Below are 18407 nucleotides of genomic sequence, written 5' to 3' on the forward strand. Positions count from 1 at the left end.
GCCAGGGCTCCCGCGGGGCCGGCGCGTCGCCGGACCGGCCGGAGCCGTTCGCGACCCCGTTGCGGCCGGCGGGGGCGCCACCCGTGCCGCCGTTCACGCCGGAGCCGTTCGCGGTCCGCCGGGGCGGAGCGGGCTCCTGCACCAGGGGCCGCTCGGCGCGGCGCGGCCAGGGCTCGCCGGAGTCCGCCGGACGGCGGAAGGGGACGTCGCCGGGCTGACGGCCTGCCCGGCCGTCCTCGGTCACCCGGACGTCCTCGCGGGCGCGTCCGGTGCGTGCGTCGTCGGCCACGTCGGACACCCCCTTCTCCACAGGCGACTCGGGACCGTACGTGCTGGTACGTGTGGCGGGGGTGTGCGGGCGTCCTCGTCGCGAGGGCACCGGGTCCACCGCCGGCACGCGGGATCTCGGCGGCGAGATCCCGGCGAGGATACTGCCCGTCACGACACGGCCGGGGGTACCCCTACTGGTAGGACACGAACACCGGCCGGACCGGCCCGACGGCCAGCGTGTCGGCCGGGTCGAACATCGGCCGGTCCTCGTCGTGGAAGTTCTTCCAGCCCCAGGTGACACCGGCCGGGACGGCCTGGTGCAGGCGGTCCCAGGTCTCCAGCTTCTCCGCACGCGTGCCGAATCCGTCGGCGTGGAGCATGACGGACAATTCGTCACGGTCCGTGACCAGTTGCTCCCGGTTCCGGATCATCTGCACCTGGAACTGGTGCAGCATCAGCAGCTTCTGGGGCAGGCGCGCCTCCCGGGTGAGATCGGCGAGCCAGATCGCGACGGCGTTGACCTCCGCCGCGTCGACCGAGCCCACCTGGACGCGGTGCTTCTGTCCCGCGCGGAGCCGCCATTCGGGGTCGAGGGCGAGCCCGACGTTCGGGCGCCGCAGCAGGTCCGTGTAGCGGCGGGCCTGGGTGAGGAAGTCGCTGCGGCCGGGCTGGAGGTCGAGCACCACGTACATCCCGGCCGCGGCGGCCGCGTCGACCCACGGGGCCAGGTCCTCGGGCGCCGACTCGTTCGAGTAGTCGCCGTCAGCCCCGGGGGCCGAGCTCGCGACGGTCGCGATGATCTCGAAGGCCGGCACCACGGGTTCGCCCGCGAGCGGGGCGTACCGGGCGGCGAGATCGCGTGCGCGTTGCACCGAGGCGTCGACGCCCTGCTCGCCCAGCACGCCGAGCGCGGGGGCGCCCGGATGACCGTAGAGCGCGACCATGGTGCGGCCCGGGAAGAGGGTGTGCCCGCCGCTGGGCAGCTCGGGGACGGGCGGGGGCGCGGACGTCGGTGGAGTCGTCGGCAGCGGGGCGCCGGACGGCGGGGCGCCCGCGTCGAGCGGGGCCGCGGCGCTGGTCGCGCATCCGGCGAGCACGAGGAGGACGCCGAACAGGGGGAGCAGGAGCCGGATCCGTCGCGTCGCCGCCATCGACGATCACGCTAGGCGGCACCCGACCGGGCGCGCCCGGCGACACGCGGTGCACGACGAAGGGTGCACCCGGTCGGCCCAGCGGTCGGTGGTGCGCCGGACGGTCGGTCCGGTGTGGAGGCGCCGCGGCGCGGTCAGCGGATGCGCGCGAGCGGGCCCGTCGGCCCCTCCTCGCGCGGCGGGCGACCGCGGAGGATCCGCTTGAGCGCGGCGGTGTGCCGGCGGCTCACCGGCAGCTCCGGCGCGCCCGGGCCGTGCCCGATCCGCACGACGTACCCCGAACCGGACAGCCGCAGCTCGGTGATCAACGGCAGCGAGACGAGGTAGGCGCGGTGGATCCGCACGAACCCGGCCTCGCGCCAGCGCTCCTCGAGCACGGACAGCGGGATCCGGACGAGGTGGCCGCCCTCCGTGGTGTGGAGGCGGGCGTAGTCGCCCTGGGCCTCGACGAACCGCACCGTGGACCGGGGGACGAGCTTGGTGGTGCCGGCCAGCTCGACCGGGATCACCTCGTCCTCCGGCGGCTCGGGCCGCGCGGGCGGGCCCTGCGGCGCGGGCTGGGCCGGCATCGGCCTGCTCTGCGCCCGGGTGGCGAGGGTGCGGTCGATCGACCCGGCGAGCCGCTCGGAGCGCAGCGGCTTGAGCAGGTAGTCGACCGCGCCGATCTCGTAGGCGTCGACGGCGCGGTCGTCGTGCGCGGTCACGAACACCACCGGCGGCGGCGAGGCCATCGCGGACAGGACGCGGGCCAGCTCCAGCCCGTCCAGGCCAGGCATGCGGATGTCCAGGAACACGACGTCCACCCCGGACTCGCCCGGGCCGGCGCCCGGCCGGCTCCCGAGGATCCGGAGGGCCTCGGTCGCGTCGGGAGCCGTGAGCACGGTGCCGACGCGGTGGTCCTCGTTCAGCAGGTGGGCCAGTTCCTGAAGCGCCGGTTCCTCGTCGTCGACGGCCAGGACCGTCAGTCCGTCCGAGACCTGCGTGCTCACGAGCGCCTCCTCGTGCATGTCGGGGAGCGGGCCGGGGAGCGGGCACCGCCACCTGTCGTGCCCCGACACCTGTGGGTGACTGCCGGCACAACGCTAGCGAAGGGGTGCGCCCCGCTCGACGACCGGTCGACGGCTGTTCCTCCCGCAGAGGCGAACGGCCCTACCGCGGTGCGGGTACCGGCGTGTTCCCGCGTGTCCAGTCACCGACCGACCGTCCGGGAACACCGGACGACCGTTCGCCGTTCCGTCCGGTTGCCGATGCAATCATCGTCGGCGACGAGGGGGAGCACATGCAGTTCGGGATCTTCACCGTCGGGGACGTCACCAGCGACCCGACGACGGGCACCACGCCGACCGAGCACGAGCGGATCCGGGCGATGGTCCGGATCGCCGAGCACGCGGAGGCGGTCGGCCTGGACGTCTTCGCCACCGGCGAGCACGACAACCCGCCGTTCGTGCCGTCCTCGCCGACGACGCTGCTCGGCTACGTCGCCGCCCGCACCCAGAGGCTGGTGCTCTCGACGTCGACCACGCTGATCACGACGAACGACCCGGTGAAGATCGCCGAGGACTTCGCGATGCTGCAGCACCTCGCGGGGCCCGAGCGCGTCGACCTCATGCTCGGCCGCGGCAACACCCCGCCCGTCTACAGCGCCAGCTGTTCCTCGTCGACCACGCGGGCCTGCCGCTGAAGACGGTGCTCGAGCAGCTGGACCTGCTCGGCGAGATCCTGCCCACTCTGCGCGCGGAGTTCGAGGCGCTCCGGCCGGAGGGCGTCCTGTCGGACCCGCCCACGCACGCCGAGCGGGTCGCGGCGCGGGCGGCGGCGGGCGTGGAGGACGCGCCGGCCGGCGTCTGACGTCACTTTTTGTGAGCGGCGTCCGGCCGGCGCCACCCCGAGACGTGCGGCGGCGCCGAATGGTTCCCGTCCGCGCCCGGATGTGATGTTGACCCGCCGTGACGGTAACCCGGTTGCCGCAGCCGCGGCGGCACGGGCACTCTGGACTCCGTGATCGTGACTCGGGAGGTGGGAGCGGTGCCGCACGTGCCGCCTCCGCCGTGCCGTCACGGTCGCCACGCGCGCGGCTGGTGTCGCGGTCACTGACCGTTCCCCCGCCCGTCGCCCGTCCCGGAGATCCCCGATGCGCCCCCTGTGCTCGTCCCGGTGCCTGATTCGTCCGTTCCTGAGCCGTCGTCGCCCCGTCGACCATCTGCGGACCGCGAGCGCCCTCTGTCGGGCCGGCCGCCGGACACCCGCCGATCCCGCCGCCGTTCACGTTCGTCCGTAGGAGTACGACATGACCGCCCCGATCCACGACCAGGAGGCCGCCGCCCCGGCGCCGCGGGCCGAGCAGGCCACCGACCTCGACCCGCCGACCGTGCGGCTGCCGAGGCCGACCCGGGACGACCGCCGCACCGAGATCGTCGACCGGCTGCTCGACGCGCTGGAGGACCTCGTCGCCCGGCACCGCGCGCTGGCCGGCAACCCGGCCCAGGTCGACCTGCATGCCGAGCTCATCGCGGCCGAGGTCGCGCACGAGCTCGCGGTGACCCGCTCGGCCCTGCGCCGGGCACCGCACCTGCGCCGGACCGGCTGAGGCCGGCTTTCCCGACGGCCCGTCCCCGACGGCCCGCGACGCACCCGCGTCGCGGGCCGTCGGCGTTCCCGGCCGTCACCGCTGTTCAGGGGTGCTGTTGAGGGCGCTGTCGAGGGCACGGGCGAGGGCACTGTCGAGGGCACTGTCGACGGCCACCCGGCCGCCCGGAGGAGGCCGGTCCTGGTCCTTCGGAGGGGCTCGGCGACGGGATGCCGGGTCGTACTATGGCACCGAGTGCCGAAATAGTAGGGTGGCCCCAGACACACGGATCCGAGCTGCGAAGGGGCAGGCGCGATGGCCAGCACGAAGAACTGGTTCGAGACGATCGCCGAGGCACAGCGGAGGGCGAAGAAGCGCCTGCCCCGCTCGGTGTACCTCGCGCTCGTGGCGGGCACCGAGAAGGGCGTCACGATCTCGGACAACGTGGAGGCGTTCAGCGAGCTCGGGTTCCGCCCGCGCATCGCCGACCTGCCGGCGCAGCGGAACCAGGCGACCACGGTGATGGGGCAGGACATCTCGTTCCCGGTGATCATCTCGCCGACGGGCGTGCAGGCCGTGTACCCGGAGGGTGAGGTCGCCGTGGCGCGCGCCGCCGCCGGGGCCGGCACGGCGATGGGGCTCAGCTCGTTCGCGAGCCGGTCCATCGAGGACGTCGCGGCGGTGAACGACAAGACCTTCTTCCAGATGTACTGGGTGGGCAGCCGCGACCAGCTGCTGGCCCGCGCCGAGCGCGCGAAGAAGGCCGGTGCCAAGGGCCTGATCATGACCCTGGACTGGTCGTTCGACTCCGCCCGGGACTGGGACGCCCCGATGATCCCGGAGAAGGTCAACCTCAAGGCGGCGCTGCACTTCGCGCCCGAGGTGCTGCGCAAGCCGCGCTGGCTGTGGGACTTCGCCAGGACCGGTAAGCTGCCCGACCTGACCACCCCGAACCTGGCGATCGGCGACGAGGCGCCGCCGACCTTCTTCGGCGCCTACTTCCAGTGGATGCAGACCCCGCCGGTGACCTGGGCGGACGTGGCCTGGCTGCGCGAGCAGTGGGACGGCCCGTTCGCGGTCAAGGGGATCATGCACCCGGACGACGCCCGCCGGGCCGTCGACGCCGGCTGCACGGCGATCTCGGTGTCCAACCACGGCGGCAACAACCTCGACGGCACCCCGGCGTCGATCCGCGCGCTGCCGGCGGTCGTCGACGCGGTCGGCGACCAGATCGAGGTGCTGCAGGACGGCGGCATCCGCCGCGGCTCGGACGTGGTGAAGGCGCTCGCGCTGGGCGCCAAGGCGGTGCTGATCGGGCGCGCCTACCTGTGGGGCATGGCCGCCGCGGGCCAGCACGGCGTGACCAACACCCTCGAGGTGCTGCGCCAGGGCATCGACTCCACCCTGCTCGGCCTGGGCAAGTCCAGCATCCACGAGCTGTCCCGGGACGACCTGGTCATCCCGGAGAACTTCGCCCTGACGGCCAAGTCCTGATCCGGTCCCGGGGACCTCACCGCACGACGAGGTCCCCGGGCTCCGGCCGGCGCAGCCACCGCCACATCTCGGTCACCTCGAACGGGCAGTTCGCGGCCGAGCGGCCGTGCGCGTTGCGGTAGTAGTTGTCGACCCGCCGGGTCGCTCCAGGTCCGGGTGCGCTCCCGCGCGTCGAGCTCGGCGTTGTAGCGGTCGTCGGCCTCCCCGATCACCTCGACCGACGAGTGTCCGGACAGCACCAGCCCGGCGATCCGGTCCAGCGCGAACCGGGCGGGAAGGTCAGGTCAGCGCGAGGCCCCGGGCCTGCAGCACCCGGCGCTCGAGCGGCCGGAAGACCAGCATCTCGATCCCGATGCCGACGACCAGGATCAGCAGCACCGCCGAGAACACCCCGGCGATGTCGTTGAAGTCGCTGCCGTTCTTCAGGTACGCACCGAGCCCGATGCCCAGGGCCGGCCCGGCGGCGATGATCTCGGCCGCCATCAGCGAGCGCCACGAGAAGGCCCAGCCCTGCTTGCAGCCCGCCAGGTAGCCGGGCAGCGCGGCGGGGAGCAGGACGTGCCGGGCGCTCGCCAGGCCGCGGGCGCCGAGCACCCGGCCCACTCGCGGAAGGATCGGCGGGATCTGGTCGATGCCCGCCACCAGGCCGTTGGCGATCGACGGCACCGAGCCGAGCAGCACCACGAAGTAGATCGTCGCGTCCGTCAGGCCGAACCAGAGCACCGCCGCGGGCACCCACGCGACCGACGGGAGGCTCTGCAGGCCGGACAGCAGCGGCCCGATCGCCGACCGCACCACCGGCACCTTCGCCACCAGCAGGCCGAGCGGCGTCGCGATCACCAGCGCGATCGCGAAGCCGAGGAAGGCGCGGCTGATCGAGGTCCACAGGATCGACCAGATGCTGCCGTCCGCGACGATCGTGAGGAACGAGTCCCACACCGCCGCCGGCGCGGGCAGCTTGAACTCCGGCAGCACCGCCGAGGCCCACACGACCTGCCAGATCACCACGATCAGCACGAGCGCGACGACGGGCGGCAGCACGCTGCGCGACGCCCGCCGCCACCACGGGACGCGGTTGACGGTCGGGGTGTCGAGCGCGTCGAGCCCGGCGAGCGCCTGGGCGCTGTCGTCCGTGCCGCTCGTGCGTTCCACCAGCTCAGGCGGCATGGCTCGTGATCACCTGTCGCAGCCGGCCGGTGATCTCCTCGTGCAGCTCCGGCCCGTGCCCGTCGACGCTCCACTCGCGCACGACCGTGCCCGGGCGCGACGAGAGCAGGACGACGCGCTGGGCGAGCCGGACGGCCTCGCGGACGTCGTGGGTCACGAAGACCACGGTGGTGCCGGTGGCCTCCCACACCCGCAGCAGCTCGCCCTGCAGGACGTCTCGGGTGATCGCGTCGAGCGACGCGAAGGGCTCGTCCATCAGCAGCAGACCGGGAGCGGTGCCGTCCGTGCTGGTGGCCGCGGCGAGCGCCCGGGCCAGCGACACGCGCTGGCGCATCCCGCCGGACAGCTCGTGCGGGCGCTTGTCGCCCACGCCGTCGAGCCGGACGAGCTCGAGCAGCTCCTGGGCCCGCTCCCGCCGGGCGCCGCGGCCCTGCCCCGCGAGCTGCAGCGGCAGCTCGACGTTGCGCGCGGCCGTGAGCCACGGCATGAGCGCGGCCTCCTGGAACATGAACGACGGCCGGGCGGTGTTCACGGAGACCGTGCCGGTCGTCGGCTCCTCCAGGCCGGAGAGCAGGTTGAGCAGCGTCGACTTGCCGCAGCCGGAGGCGCCGAGCAGGCAGAGGAACTCGCCGTGGGCGACGCGCAGGTCGATCCCGCGCAGCGCCGTGACGGCACCCGCCCCGGTGCCGAAGGTCTTGCCGACGCCGGACAGCTCCACCGCGGTGTGCGCGGTCCGGTCGCGGCGGAGCTGCTCGATCTCGGACCCCGTGCTGGTGGTGGTCACCTGGCTCATCCCTGCTTGTCGAGGCCCGCGGCGTCGACCGGGGGCTGCCCGTCGGCCTGGCGGACGGTGTTGAGGGCGGTCACGTCGACGAAGCCCTGCAGGTTCGTCTCCGTCGGCGTGGCGCCCGCGGTCACGCTGTCCTTGGACAGCTGCGGGAAGATCGAGGCCAGCGGGTCGCTGTCGAAGCTGAGCTCGGAGAAGGCGCGGTCGAGCACCGGCTGGGAGAGCGACGAGTTGGTGATCTGCTTGATCGAGTCGTTCGTGATCTTCTTGGCCTGGTCCGCGTCGGAGTTGGCGAAGTCGATGGCCTTCAGCTCACCGCGCAGCAGGGCCTCCACGGTCTGCGGGTGCTCCTGGAGGAACTGCGTGCGGACGATCAGCACCGTGGTCGGGAACTTGCCGTCCGGCCACAGCGACTTCTCGTCGACGAGGACCTTCGCGCCCGCGTCGACCAGCCGGGAGCTCCACGGCTCGGGCAGCCAGCCGCCCGCGACCTGGCCCTGCTTGAACAGGTCGAGCGTGCGCGGGTTGTCGATGTTCTGGACCGTCACCTTGTCCGGGCCGTCGCCGATCTCGAGGTTGTTCTCCTTGAGCCACTTCTTGAGCGCGACGTCCTGCGTGTTCCCGGCCTGCGGGGTCGCGATGATCTTGCCCTTGAGCTGGTCCGGCGTGGTGATGTCCGGGGAGGTGACGAGCTGGGCGCCGGCGGAGGTGGACCCCGCGATCAGCCGCACGGCCTCGCCGTTGGACTTGGCGAAGGCGTTGATCGCCGGGCTGGAGCCGATGAAGCCGGCGTCGAGCGAGCCCCCGAGCAGGGCGTTCACCTCGTCCGGACCGGCGTTGAAGGTCTGGGTGGTCAGCTTCGTGCCGCTGCCCAGCTCCTCGGCGAAGTAGTTCTGCGCCACGCCGATCAGGGCGGGCGCGTGCGTGATGTTGGGGAAGTAGCCGAGGCGGAGCTCCGCGGCGGGGGAGGTGCTCGCGGGAGCGGCGGGCGTGCTCTCCTGCGCGCGCGAGCAGCCGGCGGCCAGGCCGACGGCGGCCAGGGCGGCGAGCAGGACGGTCGCGCGGCGGCGCAGGGCGGGGGCGAACATGGGCGGTGGTGGGTCCTTCCGGGGCACCGGTCCGCCCCGGACCGGCCGGGACGACCCGGCGGGTTGCGGTGCGCGTCAGGTCGCGCGGGCGCTCGGGCGGGGTCGGGGCAGGGCGCGACGAATGGTGCCCGGGGTCCGGGCGGGCTCGTCGGCCCTCAGCGACATCCCTCGTCGAACGCGTGGCTCCGGCGCGAGGGCCAGAAGCGCTCGAGATCGAACGACCGCAGCGCGGGAAGCGGCACGGGGGACCCGTCACCGTGCGCAGCGGTCGTCATGCCCCCATCGTGCGACGTGCGGGCGGACCGGACAACCGGGCGACCGGATCCCGGGAACGGCGCCCAATTGACCGGACAAGCTGTCGTCGGACGCCCCCGGGCCACCCCGGTCCGCCCCTCCCGGTCAGCGCGCGAGCGACGCGACGAAGGCGATCGTCCGCTCGCGGTCGGCGGGCGGCCCGGCCGGGATGAGCTGCAGCTCCGTGGCCCCGGCGTCGGCGAACGCCCGCACCGCGGCCTCGAGGGTGCCCTCGTCGCCGGCGATCACGGTGTCCGCCACGCCGCCCAGCCCCTGACGGCGGACGGAGTCCCGGTAGCTGGGCAGTCCGTCGGCCGGGGCGAAGGTCTCGGCCACCCAGGAGCGGGTCCCGTCGGGGTCCGCTGTGAGCGATGCCACCACCCCGGCGACCACCTGCGGCGCCGGCCGGCCGGCCGCGGCGGTGGTCACGGCGGGGACGACCTCCTCGCCGACCGCGCGCGGGGTGGTCCAGGTCGTCAGCACGCCGTCGGCCCGTGCGCCGGCGAGGCGCAGCATCCGCGGCCCGTGGGCCGCGAGCAGCAGCGGCGGGGGCGTGGCGCCCGGCGCGGTCACGCCGCCGACGGCCGTCAGGGCCTCGCCGTGCACCTCGGCCTCCCGCCCGGCCAGCACGGGGACCAGGACGTCGACGTACTCGCGGACGTGGCGGCCCGGCCGGTCCCAGGGGAGGCCGTACCGGCCCTCGACGAGCGGCCCGTGGCTCGGCCCGATACCGAGCGTCAGGCGGTTCCCGACGGCGGCCTGGGTGGTGAGGGCCTGCGCGGCCAGCGTGAGCGGGTGCCGCGGGACGGTCGTGGTCACGGCGGTGCCGAGGCCGATCCCCGGTGCGCGGTCGCCGACCGCCGCGAGGACGGTCAGCGGGTCCCAGCCGCCGCGCTCGCCGATCCACGCGCGCGCGAACCCGGCCGCGGCCGCCTTCTCGATGGCCTCGACCACCTCCGGGAGGGGCCGGAACTCGTCGATCCACAGTCCGATCTGCATGCCTCCAGTCGAATCGCTGGTGCGGGGCGGGACAACGGCCACCTACCCTGTGCAGCGATCACGGATCGTGATGGTGGGAGGTCCCGTGGAGGTCCGGCAGCTGCGCTACTTCGTCGCGGTGGCGGAGGAGCTCCACTTCGGCCGGGCCGCCGAGCGGCTCGGGATCGTCCAGCCCGCGGTGAGCCAGCAGATCAGCCGCCTGGAACGGGAGCTGGGCGTGCGGCTGCTCGACCGCACGCCGCGCCGCGTCGCGCTGACCGGGGACGGCACCCGGCTGCTGCCCGAGGCCCGCGCCGCGCTCGCCGCCGTCGAGCGGATGCGGGCGGTGGCGGGCGAGCTCGCCGCCGGCCGGGCCGGCCTCTTCCGGCTCGGGACCAGCCCGCTGCTCGGCGACCGGCTGCGCCGCGGCGTGGGGCGGCTGCGGGCGTCGGCCCCCGGGCTGGAGCTGCGGCTCGTCGACGGGACCGCCGCCGCGCACGCGGCCGCCGTGGGCCGGGGCGAGCTCGACGCCGCCCTGGTGCGCGGTCCGGTACGGGCACCCGGGATCCGGGCGCTGCCGCTGTGGGAGGAGCCGCTGACCGTGCTGCTGCCCGCCGGGCACGCGGCGGCCGCGGACGGGGCCGTGCGCGTGGAGACCCTCGCCGATCTGCGGCTCCGGCTGCCCGCGCGCACCGCCGACCCCGCCCTGCACGCCGCGGTGCTGGACCGGTGCGCGGCCGCGGGTGTCGAGCCGGAGCGCGGCCGGGACGTGGGGTCCGCCGAGGACGTCGCGGTCGAGATCGGGGCGGGGGACCGGGCCTGGACGGTCGTCCACGGGGAGCGCCCGGACCTCGCGGCGTGCGGGGTGGCGCTGCGGCCCCTCGCTCCGACGCTCACGCTCCCCGGGCTGCTCGTGGTGCCGGCGGACGGCGCCCCGGACTGCTCCGCCGCGCTGGTGGCGGCATTCGGCGGCTGAGGCGTACAGGTTTTAAGGCGGGCGCCTTGACCTCTCCGGGCCGCTGGGCGACCATCGGGCGTCATACCGAGTAGTACGGTCAACGACGACCTGGAGGACCCGGTGCGTGTCACGAAGGTGTGGACGGCGGTCTGTGCGCTGATCGGCGCGATCGCCCTGACGGCGGGCTGCGCGAACACCGGCTCGGCCCCGTCGGGCGGGTCGGGCGGCTCCGGCGCCAGTACGTCGGGCCCGGTGAAGGTCGGCGTGATCGTGCCGCTCAGCGGCCCGGCCGGCCCCAACGGACAGGACGTGCTCGACGCGATCCAGGTCCAGGCGGACGTGATCAACGCCGAGGGCGGGGTCCTCGGCCGGCAGCTGCAGATCGTCGCCAAGGACGACCAGAGCAACCCGGCCAACGGCGTGAGCGCCGCGACGCAGCTGGCCGGCGAGGGCGTCTCGGTGGTCATGGGCGGCTGGAACTCGCCCGTCACGCTGGCCATCCAGCCGGTGCTGGTGCGGGCCGGGATCCTCAACATCACCACGATCCCGCAGAACGCCACGATCCTCGGCAACGCCGACCCCGACGCGGTCCGGCTCAACGCCGGCAACGCGGTGGGCGCCTACGTCGCGGGCCAGTACCTGTCGAAGAACCTCGGGGCGAAGTCCGTCGGCTACCTGCTGGAGAACGACGCCTACGGCAAGGACCTGGGCGCGCTGCTCACCGCCCAGCTCCAGCCTGCCGGGGTGGCGGTGGCCTCGGAGCAGACCTTCGACTACTCCGCCACGGACTTCCGCGTCCCGCTGTCGAACATCCAGGGCGCGGCGCCGCAGGCGGTCTTCTCGGCCAACGCCGCCGAGTCGTCCGGGATGCCGGCGCTGGCCCAGCAGTACGCCCGCTCCGGGATCGGCGCGCCGCACGTCGCCGCGCTCGGCACCGTCTCGCCCAAGGTGATCGACCTGGCCGGGGGCACCGCCGTCGACGGGCTGTACTCCGCGGACATCTACTTCCCCGACGTCGCGCCGTTCAACGGGTACCCGGAGAACCAGAAGTTCGCCGAGGCGTTCCGGCAGAAGACCGGCAACCCGCCGGACAAGTACGCCGCGCTCGGGGCGCAGAGCGTCGACGTGTGGGCCGCCGCGGTGGCCAAGGCGGGCACGCTGGACCGGCAGCCGGTCGCCGACGCCATCCACGGGCAGACCTTCACCGGCACCGTGATGGGCGACGTGACCTTCACGGACAAGGGCCAGATGCAGACGAAGGTGTACGCCTTCACCGTCGAGGGCGGGAAGATCAAGGTCCTCGACGAGGTGCCGGTCCCGGCCGAGGTCTGGAACTCGTGACCGCCCTCCGCGTGGAGGGCCTCTCGGTGCGGTACGGCAGCCTGCAGGCGCTCGACGACGTGTCGTTCGCGGTCGACGGCGGCGAGATCCTCGGCGTCATCGGCCCCAACGGCGCGGGCAAGAGCAGCAGCTTCGCCGCGGTCACCAACGTGGTGCGGCGCACCGGCCGGGTGCTGCTGCACGGCGCGGACACCGACGGCGTGCCCACGCAGGTGCTGGCCCGGCGCGGGCTGCGCCGGACCTTCCAGCAGAACTCGTTCTTCGGCGGCCTGACGGTGCTGGAGAACGCGATGACCGCGTTCCAGGTGGAGCGCGGGACGGGGCTCGGCGGCGCGATCGTCACGCCGTGGCGGGAGGCCCGGGCGCGGCGGGAGTGCCGGGCCGCGGCCCGCGCGCTCCTGGCGGACTTCGGGATCGCCGAGCGGCACCACGACACCCGTCCCGACGACCTGCCGTACGGCCTGCAGCGCGTGCTGTCCGTCGCCCTGGCCCACGGCCCCGGCGCGGACGTGCTGCTGGTTGACGAGCCGGCGGCCGGGGTGGGCGGCGACGACATGCGCGCCCTCGCCGACCTGCTCCGCGACCTGCGGGAACGCGGTCTCGCGATCGTGCTCATCGAGCACCACATGGACCTGGTGATGGAGATCGTCGACCGGCTGCTGGTGATCGACCGCGGCGAGACGATCGCCTACGGCCCGCCCGCCGAGGTGCAGCGCGACCCGCGCGTGCTCGAGGCCTACCTGGGGAGGACGGCGTGAGCGCGCTGCTCGACGTCGCCGACCTCCGGGTGCGCTACGGGCACAGCCTGGCCGTCGACGGGGTGTCGGTCCGGGTGGGCGCCGGTGAGCTCGTGGCCGTCGCGGGGGCCAACGGCGCGGGCAAGTCGACGCTGGTCAACGCCGTCGCCGGGTGGTCGCGCGGACGCCCCGCCGTCACCGGGTCCGTGCAGCTCGCGGGGCAGGACGTCGGCCGGCTGGCCGCGCACCGCCGCGCCGGGCTCGGCCTGGTGCTGGTCCCGGAGGGCAAGGGCGTGTTCGACGGGATGACGGTCCAGGAGAACCTGCGGGTGGTGCGCCCGCCGCGGGGGCCGGCCGGCCACCCGTACTCGGTCGACGACGTGCTCGACGTGTTCCCGCGGCTGCGCGAGCGGATCACCGCGCGCTGCTCGACCCTCTCCGGCGGCGAGCGGCAGATGGTGGCGATCGGCCGCGCACTGCGGGCGGCCCCGCGCCTGCTGATCCTCGACGAACCCTCGGTCGGCCTGGCCCCGCGCCTCGTCGTCGAGGTGCTCACCCACATCCGCGACCTGGTCGACGCGGGGCTGTCCGTGCTGCTCGTCGAGCAGAACGTGCGGGCCGCGCTCGAGGTCGCCGACCGGCTCCACCTGCTCGACCAGGGCCGGATCGTCGCCTCGGGCACCGCCGCGCAGATGCGCGAGGACGACCGCGTCGCCCAGGCCTACCTGGGAGGGCTGGGCCCGTGATCCTCGCCGCCCTGGTCAACGGGCTCGCGCTCGGCGCGGGCTACGCACTCCTCGCCGTCGGCTGGACGGTGCTGCTCGGCGCCGCCCGCCTGGTCAACTTCGCGCACGGCCAGCTCTACATGCTCGGCGCCTTCGTCACCTGGTTCGCGATCAGCCGGTTCGGGCTGCCCTATGCGGTCGCCGTCCCGGTCGCGCTGGTGGCCGTCGCCGTGCTGGGCGTGGTCCTGCAGCTGCTCATGACGCGGATGACGCTCGATCAGAACATCGTCAACCTCATGCTGGTCACGCTCGCGTTCGGCTACCTGCTGCAGGGCGGGGCGGCGCTGCTGTTCGGCGGCGACCCGCAGACGATCGACAGCCCGCTGCAGCAGCAGGACCTCGCGCTGGGGGCCGCCCGGTTCACCGGCCAGGACGTGCTGATCGTCGTCCTCGCGCTGGCGTTCTACGCGCTGACCTTCGTGGTCCTCGGCCGCACCGACCTCGGCCGGATGGTCCGCGGCGTCGCCGAGGACCCGAAGCTCGCCCAGCTCTACGGGATCGACGCGGCCCGGGTCTACCTCGCGGTGTTCGTGTTCTCCGCGGTCTGCGCGGCGCTCGCGGGCGCGGTGGTGGGGCCGCGCAGCCCGATCCTGACGTCCATGGGCTTCGAGGAGGTCATCGTCACCTTCCTCGTGGTGGTGCTCGCGGGCGTCGGCAACCTCGTCGGAGGTCTCGTCGTGGCCATCGGACTCGGCCTGTTCACGGCCTTCTTCGGGACGTTCTTCCCGCCGGCCTACTCCACGGCGGCGGCGTTCGTCGTGCTGCTGGTGGTGCTCGTGGTCCGCCCGCAGGGACTGGCGGCCCGCCGATGACCGCCGACGTCGCGACCCGGGGGACGACCGGCGCACCGGCCGCGCGGCGGGTGCCGACGTGGGCCCGCGCGCTGCTGTGGGTGGTCCTGGTCGCGCTCGCGTACCTGCTCCCGTCCCTGCTCGGCGGGTCGGACCGGATCTACACGACGGTGGTGCTGGTCGCGATCTTCGCGATCATGTCGTACGGGGTCGACGTCGTCCTGTCCTACCTCGGCGAGGTCAGCCTGGGGCACACGCTGTTCTGGGCGGCGGGTGCGTACACGACCGCGATCCTCGCCGTACGGTCCGGCTGGACGCCGATCCCGGCGCTGCTGGCGGCGATCGTGGTGACGGTGCTGCTCGCGCTGCTGCTCGGCCTGGCCACCCTGCGGACGCGGGAGTTCGTGTTCTCGCTGGTCACGTACGCCGCGGCGATCATCGGGCTGACGGTCGTGCAGAACACGCAGGCCCTCGGCGGTTCCGACGGCGTCGTCGGCGTCCCGTTGCTCGAGCTGCCGGCGTTCGGCGGGACCTACGTCGCCCGCACCAACGCCGAGCTGTGGCCGATCGCGCTGGTCTGCCTCGTGCTCGTCGTGCTGCTCGTGGCGCGCTTCCGCCGGTCCCGGCTGGGCACCACCGCGCTGATGGCGCAGATGAACGGCGAGCTGTCCACGGCGATGGGCGTCGACGTCCGGCGCACCCGGATGCTGGTCTTCGTGCTGTCCGCGCCGATCACGGCGCTCGCCGGCTGGCTCTACGCCTACCAGCGCAGCTACGTCAGCCCGGACCTGCTCTCGCCGACCTTCCTGCTCTTCATGCTGATCGCGGTGATCCTGCCGGGCCGCCGGTTGCTGCTCGGACCACTGGTCGGGGCGCTGCTGCTGACGAGCCAGCAGCAGCTCGCCTCCCTCGGCGGCGACGCGGACAAGATCGTGCTCGGCGGCGTCCTCGCCGTGGTGCTGCTGGTCTCGCCGACCGGGCTCGTCGGGATCTGGCACGCCCTCGTGCGGCGGGTGCGAGGATCCCGGCGGTGACGCGCGAACTCTCCCGGTCCGGCGCGGGCCCCGGACGCCAGGACATCCTCGAGGCCGCCGCGGTGGCCTTCACCCGCAACGGCTACGACGCCACCACCATCGACGACATCGCCGACGAGCTGCGGGCGACCAAGGGGCGGGTCTACCACTACTACCGGAGCAAGGCCGACATCTTCCTCGACGTCGTGCTCACCGGCATCCGGGACCTGCTCGCGGAGGTGCGGCCGCTGGCCGAGGCCGAGGGCGACGCCGTCACGCGGCTGGACCGGATGGTGCGCCGGCACGCCGCGAAGATGATGACGCGCAACGCCTTCCAACGGGTGGCGGTGCAGGCGGTCGAGATGCGCCGGCTCGGGCAGGGCCCACGCTACGAGTCGCTCCACGACATCGTCCGGATGCGCGACGAGTACGAGCAGCTCTTCGCCGACGTCGTCGCGCAGGGGCAGCGGGAGGGCGCGTTCCGCGAGACCGACCCGCGGCTGGCGACCAAGCCCGTGCTCGGGGCGCTCAACTGGATCACCGTCTGGTACGACCCCGTGCTGGCCGGGGAGGACGGCGTCGCGCAGATCGCCGACGAGTACGCCGAGTTCGTGGTGGGCGGGTTGCGGAAGGGAGACCGGTGAGCGGTCGGACGGTGCTGGTCGCGGGGGCGAGCGGGCTGGTCGGGGAGGCGGCGGTGGAGTCGTTCGCCGAGGCGGGCTGGGAGGTCGTCGCGCTGTCCCGGCGCCCGCCCGCGCGCCCGGTCCGGCACCTGACCGTCGACCTGACCGACGCCGCCGCGACAGCCGAGGCGGTGGCCGACCTGCGGCCGTCGCACCTGGTCTACGGGGCGCTGCACGAGAAGCCCGGGCTGATCCGCGGCTGGCGCGAACAGGACCAGATGCGGACCAACCTGGCGATGCTCCGCGCGTTGCTGGATCCGCTGGCCCCGCACCTGGAGCACGTCACGCTGCTGCAGGGCACCAAGGCCTACGGCGTGCACCTGCACCCCATCCCGGTGCCCGCGCGGGAGCGGTCCCCGCGGGACCCGCACGAGAACTTCTACTGGCTGCAGGAGGACCACCTGCGCGCCTCGGCCGCCGAGCACGGGTTCGCGTGGACGATCCTGCGGCCGCAGATCGTGGTCGGCCCGACGACCGGGGTCGCGATGAACCTGCCGCCGGTCATCGGCGTCTACGCCGCGGTGCGCCGCGAGCTCGGCCTGCCCTTCGGGTACCCGGGCGGGGCGGGCATCGCGAGCGAGGCCGTGGACGTCCGGCTGGTCGGCGACGCAGCCCTCTGGGCCGCGACCGCCGAGACCGCCCGCGACCAGCACTTCAACCTGACCAACGGCGAGGCCTTCAACTGGCGCGACCTCTGGCCGGCACTCGCCGACGAGCTCGGCATGGCCGCCGCGCCGGACGAGCCGGTCCGGCTCGCGGAGTACCTGCCCGCGCACGCCGGCGTCTGGCGCCGGATCGCGGAGCGGGAGGGGCTGGTCGAGCCCTCGCTCGACGCGCTGCTGGGGGAGTCGCACTTCTACGCCGACTACTGCTTCGCCCACGGCGCCACCGAGGCGCGCCCGCCGGCGCTGGTCAGCACGGTCAAGGTGCGGCAGGCGGGGTTCGGCGACTGCTACGACACCGAGGAGTCCTTCCGGCACTGGATGCGGGTGTTGCGGGAGCGGAAGGTGCTGCCCGGCTGAGGGGCGTTCGCTTCACCTGCTCGTTCGCTCCGGGTCGCTCCGGGTCGCTCCGGGTCGCTCCGGGTCGCTCGGGGTCGCTCGGGGTCGTTCGGATTCGCTCGGGGTCGCTCAGTCGCTCCACTCGCGGAGGAGCCACTCGCAGACCTCGGTCTCGGTCATCTCCGGGAACGAGTTCCGGAACGCGGCGAGCGCGCGGACCGCCTCCTCGCCCGTGAAACCGCGCCCCGACGCCGCCTCGAGGTACCGCAGGCGGACCGCCGACGGCCGGCCCCCACCGACACCCCGGCCGGGCAACCCCTCGCGCCACTGCACCACGTCGTCCACCCTCTCCGGCGCCCACCCCGGCGCCCCGTCCACGACGACGTCGGGCTCCGGGAAGGGATGGTCCGATCCCGCCGGGTGGCGGGCCCGCCACTTGTGCACCGCATGGCGGCTCACGCCCATCGTCTCGGCCAGGCCGAGCACGCCGAGGTAGTGCCGCGTCATGGGGTATGAGTACCACGCCGAACGTCGTCTCTGTAGGAGACAGAGTAGGGGTGGCGGGAGAACATCGTCCACATCGGCGACGATGTTTCTTCAGCGGACTCCTCGTGGCGCTACCGGCTTCGGGGTGTCGGACAGGAGGTGTGCGGAGGGTGGGGCCGTGCGGCCTCGGGGTCGAGGACGCACGGGAGTCGCGCGCTCGGCTGGGGTCGGCGGTCCGTGTCGTGCGAGGTAGTGGGGAGGGGTGTCTCGGCGCAGCCCGCGAGTGTGCGAGTGGATCCGCCGAATGCCGATGCGGCCACGGCACCTCGCGTCGTGGCTGCGGTCGAGGCTTCTCAGATGCGAGGCGATATGACGGAATGTGCTCGGATCGGGCGGCTCCTCGTGGGGTCACGCCGCAGGGGTTCTGAGCAGCTGACTTTACCTTGTGTTCGAACATGCGTTCGAGTACGATCGGATCATGCTCCCCAGCCCGGTCACCGACGCGCGGCGGCTGCTCGACGAGGCCGTCGAGGCGCTCGCGGCCGCCACCGGGCAGGCCGCGGCGGCGGAGATGGTCGACACGCTGCGGGCCGGCGAGGCGGTGGGCCGGCGGCTGGACCAGATCAGCGGGCAAGCGATCGCCGCTCTGGACCGGCAGGGCAGCTTCGCCGAGCACGGCTACGCCTCCCCGACCCGGGCGCTGCAGGATCTGCTGCGCCTCGACCGCGGGACGGCCGCGCAGCGGGTCGCGGTGGCCGAGGCGGTCGGCCCGCGGAGCGGGCTCGACGGCGCGGTGCTGCCCGCGCGGCTGCCGGCC

19 protein-coding genes and 1 pseudogene are annotated in these 18407 nt (G+C 74.0%); 12 read left to right on the forward strand and 8 right to left on the reverse strand.

Translation table 11 applies throughout. From position 1 onward, the window contains the following. The 3 genes from AB0B41_RS38410 to AB0B41_RS38420 form a co-directional block, all read right to left on the reverse strand. The coding region (locus AB0B41_RS38410) for a hypothetical protein (protein ID WP_358211951.1) at positions 1–289 on the reverse strand (289 nt) is incomplete at its 3' end. Positions 290–461: 172 nt separating this feature from the next. Next, positions 462–1421, reverse strand: coding sequence for a hypothetical protein (locus tag AB0B41_RS38415; protein ID WP_358211952.1), 960 nt, complete (start codon positions 1419–1421; stop codon positions 462–464). Positions 1422–1555: 134 nt separating this feature from the next. Beyond that, positions 1556–2428, reverse strand: a complete 873-nt coding sequence (locus tag AB0B41_RS38420) for a LytTR family DNA-binding domain-containing protein (RefSeq protein ID WP_358211953.1) — start codon at positions 2426–2428, stop codon at positions 1556–1558. Positions 2429–2700: 272 nt separating this feature from the next. On the opposite strand from AB0B41_RS38420, the pseudogene AB0B41_RS38425 reads away from it, so the two are divergent. The 3 genes and pseudogenes from AB0B41_RS38425 to mftD all read left to right on the forward strand — a co-directional run bounded on the left by AB0B41_RS38425 (position 2701) and on the right by mftD (position 5481). Beyond that, positions 2701–3269: pseudogene (locus AB0B41_RS38425) on the forward strand (LLM class flavin-dependent oxidoreductase). A gap of 439 nt (positions 3270–3708) precedes the next feature. Continuing rightward, the gene (locus tag AB0B41_RS38430; protein WP_358211954.1) at positions 3709–4008 is read left to right on the forward strand and encodes a hypothetical protein; all 300 of its coding nucleotides are present in this window, start codon (positions 3709–3711) and stop codon (positions 4006–4008) included. Positions 4009–4302: 294 nt separating this feature from the next. Then, complete coding sequence (gene mftD, locus AB0B41_RS38435; protein ID WP_358211955.1) at positions 4303–5481, forward strand: pre-mycofactocin synthase MftD; 1179 nt, start codon at positions 4303–4305, stop codon at positions 5479–5481. A gap of 279 nt (positions 5482–5760) precedes the next feature. On the opposite strand, the gene AB0B41_RS38440 is transcribed toward mftD, so the two are convergent. From AB0B41_RS38440 to AB0B41_RS38455, 4 genes are all read right to left on the reverse strand, one after another. After that, a complete protein-coding gene (locus AB0B41_RS38440) occupies positions 5761–6648 on the reverse strand; it encodes an ABC transporter permease (protein WP_358211956.1) in 888 nt (295 codons plus the stop codon). Then, positions 6638–7405, reverse strand: coding sequence for an ABC transporter ATP-binding protein (locus AB0B41_RS38445; RefSeq protein ID WP_358211969.1), 768 nt, complete (start codon positions 7403–7405; stop codon positions 6638–6640). Before AB0B41_RS38445 ends, AB0B41_RS38440 begins: the two co-directional genes overlap by 11 nt. Before the next feature lie 32 nt (positions 7406–7437). Then, positions 7438–8523, reverse strand: a complete 1086-nt coding sequence (locus AB0B41_RS38450) for an ABC transporter substrate-binding protein (protein ID WP_358211957.1) — start codon at positions 8521–8523, stop codon at positions 7438–7440. A 399-nt stretch (positions 8524–8922) separates the two neighbouring features. Continuing rightward, a complete protein-coding gene (locus AB0B41_RS38455) occupies positions 8923–9816 on the reverse strand; it encodes a TIGR03564 family F420-dependent LLM class oxidoreductase (protein ID WP_358211958.1) in 894 nt (297 codons plus the stop codon). An 85-nt stretch (positions 9817–9901) separates the two neighbouring features. Between AB0B41_RS38455 and AB0B41_RS38460 the strand changes: the two genes are divergently transcribed. The 8 genes from AB0B41_RS38460 to AB0B41_RS38495 all read left to right on the forward strand — a co-directional run bounded on the left by AB0B41_RS38460 (position 9902) and on the right by AB0B41_RS38495 (position 17125). After that, a complete protein-coding gene (locus AB0B41_RS38460; RefSeq protein ID WP_358211959.1) occupies positions 9902–10771 on the forward strand; it encodes a LysR family transcriptional regulator in 870 nt (289 codons plus the stop codon). Between the two features lie 102 nt (positions 10772–10873). After that, positions 10874–12094, forward strand: coding sequence for an ABC transporter substrate-binding protein (locus AB0B41_RS38465; protein ID WP_358211960.1), 1221 nt, complete (start codon positions 10874–10876; stop codon positions 12092–12094). Further along, positions 12091–12852 (forward strand): ATP-binding cassette domain-containing protein, encoded by a 762-nt coding sequence (locus AB0B41_RS38470; protein ID WP_358211961.1) that lies wholly within the window; start codon positions 12091–12093, stop codon positions 12850–12852. The genes AB0B41_RS38465 and AB0B41_RS38470 overlap by 4 nt, the downstream gene beginning before the upstream one ends. Further along, positions 12849–13577: an ABC transporter ATP-binding protein gene (locus AB0B41_RS38475; RefSeq protein WP_358211962.1), complete on the forward strand. Its 729-nt coding sequence runs from the start codon at positions 12849–12851 to the stop codon at positions 13575–13577. The genes AB0B41_RS38470 and AB0B41_RS38475 overlap by 4 nt, the downstream gene beginning before the upstream one ends. Further along, the gene (locus AB0B41_RS38480; RefSeq protein WP_358211963.1) at positions 13574–14428 is read left to right on the forward strand and encodes a branched-chain amino acid ABC transporter permease; all 855 of its coding nucleotides are present in this window, start codon (positions 13574–13576) and stop codon (positions 14426–14428) included. The genes AB0B41_RS38475 and AB0B41_RS38480 overlap by 4 nt, the downstream gene beginning before the upstream one ends. After that, positions 14425–15441, forward strand: a complete 1017-nt coding sequence (locus tag AB0B41_RS38485) for a branched-chain amino acid ABC transporter permease (RefSeq protein ID WP_358211964.1) — start codon at positions 14425–14427, stop codon at positions 15439–15441. The genes AB0B41_RS38480 and AB0B41_RS38485 overlap by 4 nt, the downstream gene beginning before the upstream one ends. After that, entirely contained in the window at positions 15438–16064 is a 627-nt protein-coding gene (locus tag AB0B41_RS38490) for a TetR/AcrR family transcriptional regulator (RefSeq protein ID WP_358211965.1), read from the forward strand. Before AB0B41_RS38485 ends, AB0B41_RS38490 begins: the two co-directional genes overlap by 4 nt. Then, a complete protein-coding gene (locus AB0B41_RS38495) occupies positions 16061–17125 on the forward strand; it encodes an NAD-dependent epimerase/dehydratase family protein (RefSeq protein ID WP_358211966.1) in 1065 nt (354 codons plus the stop codon). The genes AB0B41_RS38490 and AB0B41_RS38495 overlap by 4 nt, the downstream gene beginning before the upstream one ends. A 108-nt stretch (positions 17126–17233) precedes the next feature. Here the strand turns inward: AB0B41_RS38495 and AB0B41_RS38500 are convergent, their stop codons facing one another. Further along, positions 17234–17611, reverse strand: coding sequence for a hypothetical protein (locus AB0B41_RS38500; protein WP_358211967.1), 378 nt, complete (start codon positions 17609–17611; stop codon positions 17234–17236). Between the two features lie 457 nt (positions 17612–18068). Between AB0B41_RS38500 and AB0B41_RS38505 the strand changes: the two genes are divergently transcribed. Next, a partial coding sequence (locus AB0B41_RS38505) for a hypothetical protein (RefSeq protein ID WP_358211968.1) occupies positions 18069–18407 on the forward strand: 339 nt, incomplete at its 3' end.

The sequence above is a fragment of the Pseudonocardia sp. NPDC049154 genome, from assembly GCF_040648315.1.
Lineage (GTDB): Bacteria > Actinomycetota > Actinomycetes > Mycobacteriales > Pseudonocardiaceae > Pseudonocardia.

Excerpts from the sequence above, each read along its gene's own strand:
- mftD (WP_358211955.1), top strand. The coding sequence starts at position 4,303 with ATGGCCAGCACGAAGAACTGGTTCGAGACGATCGCCGAGGCACAGCGG.
- AB0B41_RS38455 (WP_358211958.1), bottom strand. The coding sequence starts at position 9,816 with ATGCAGATCGGACTGTGGATCGACGAGTTCCGGCCCCTCCCGGAGGTG.
- AB0B41_RS38500 (WP_358211967.1), bottom strand. The coding sequence starts at position 17,611 with ATGACGCGGCACTACCTCGGCGTGCTCGGCCTGGCCGAGACGATGGGC.
- AB0B41_RS38420 (WP_358211953.1), bottom strand. The coding sequence starts at position 2,428 with ATGCACGAGGAGGCGCTCGTGAGCACGCAGGTCTCGGACGGACTGACG.
- AB0B41_RS38440 (WP_358211956.1), bottom strand. The coding sequence starts at position 6,648 with ATGCCGCCTGAGCTGGTGGAACGCACGAGCGGCACGGACGACAGCGCC.
- AB0B41_RS38450 (WP_358211957.1), bottom strand. The coding sequence starts at position 8,523 with ATGTTCGCCCCCGCCCTGCGCCGCCGCGCGACCGTCCTGCTCGCCGCC.
- AB0B41_RS38415 (WP_358211952.1), bottom strand. The coding sequence starts at position 1,421 with ATGGCGGCGACGCGACGGATCCGGCTCCTGCTCCCCCTGTTCGGCGTC.
- AB0B41_RS38485 (WP_358211964.1), top strand. The coding sequence starts at position 14,425 with ATGACCGCCGACGTCGCGACCCGGGGGACGACCGGCGCACCGGCCGCG.
- AB0B41_RS38430 (WP_358211954.1), top strand. The coding sequence starts at position 3,709 with ATGACCGCCCCGATCCACGACCAGGAGGCCGCCGCCCCGGCGCCGCGG.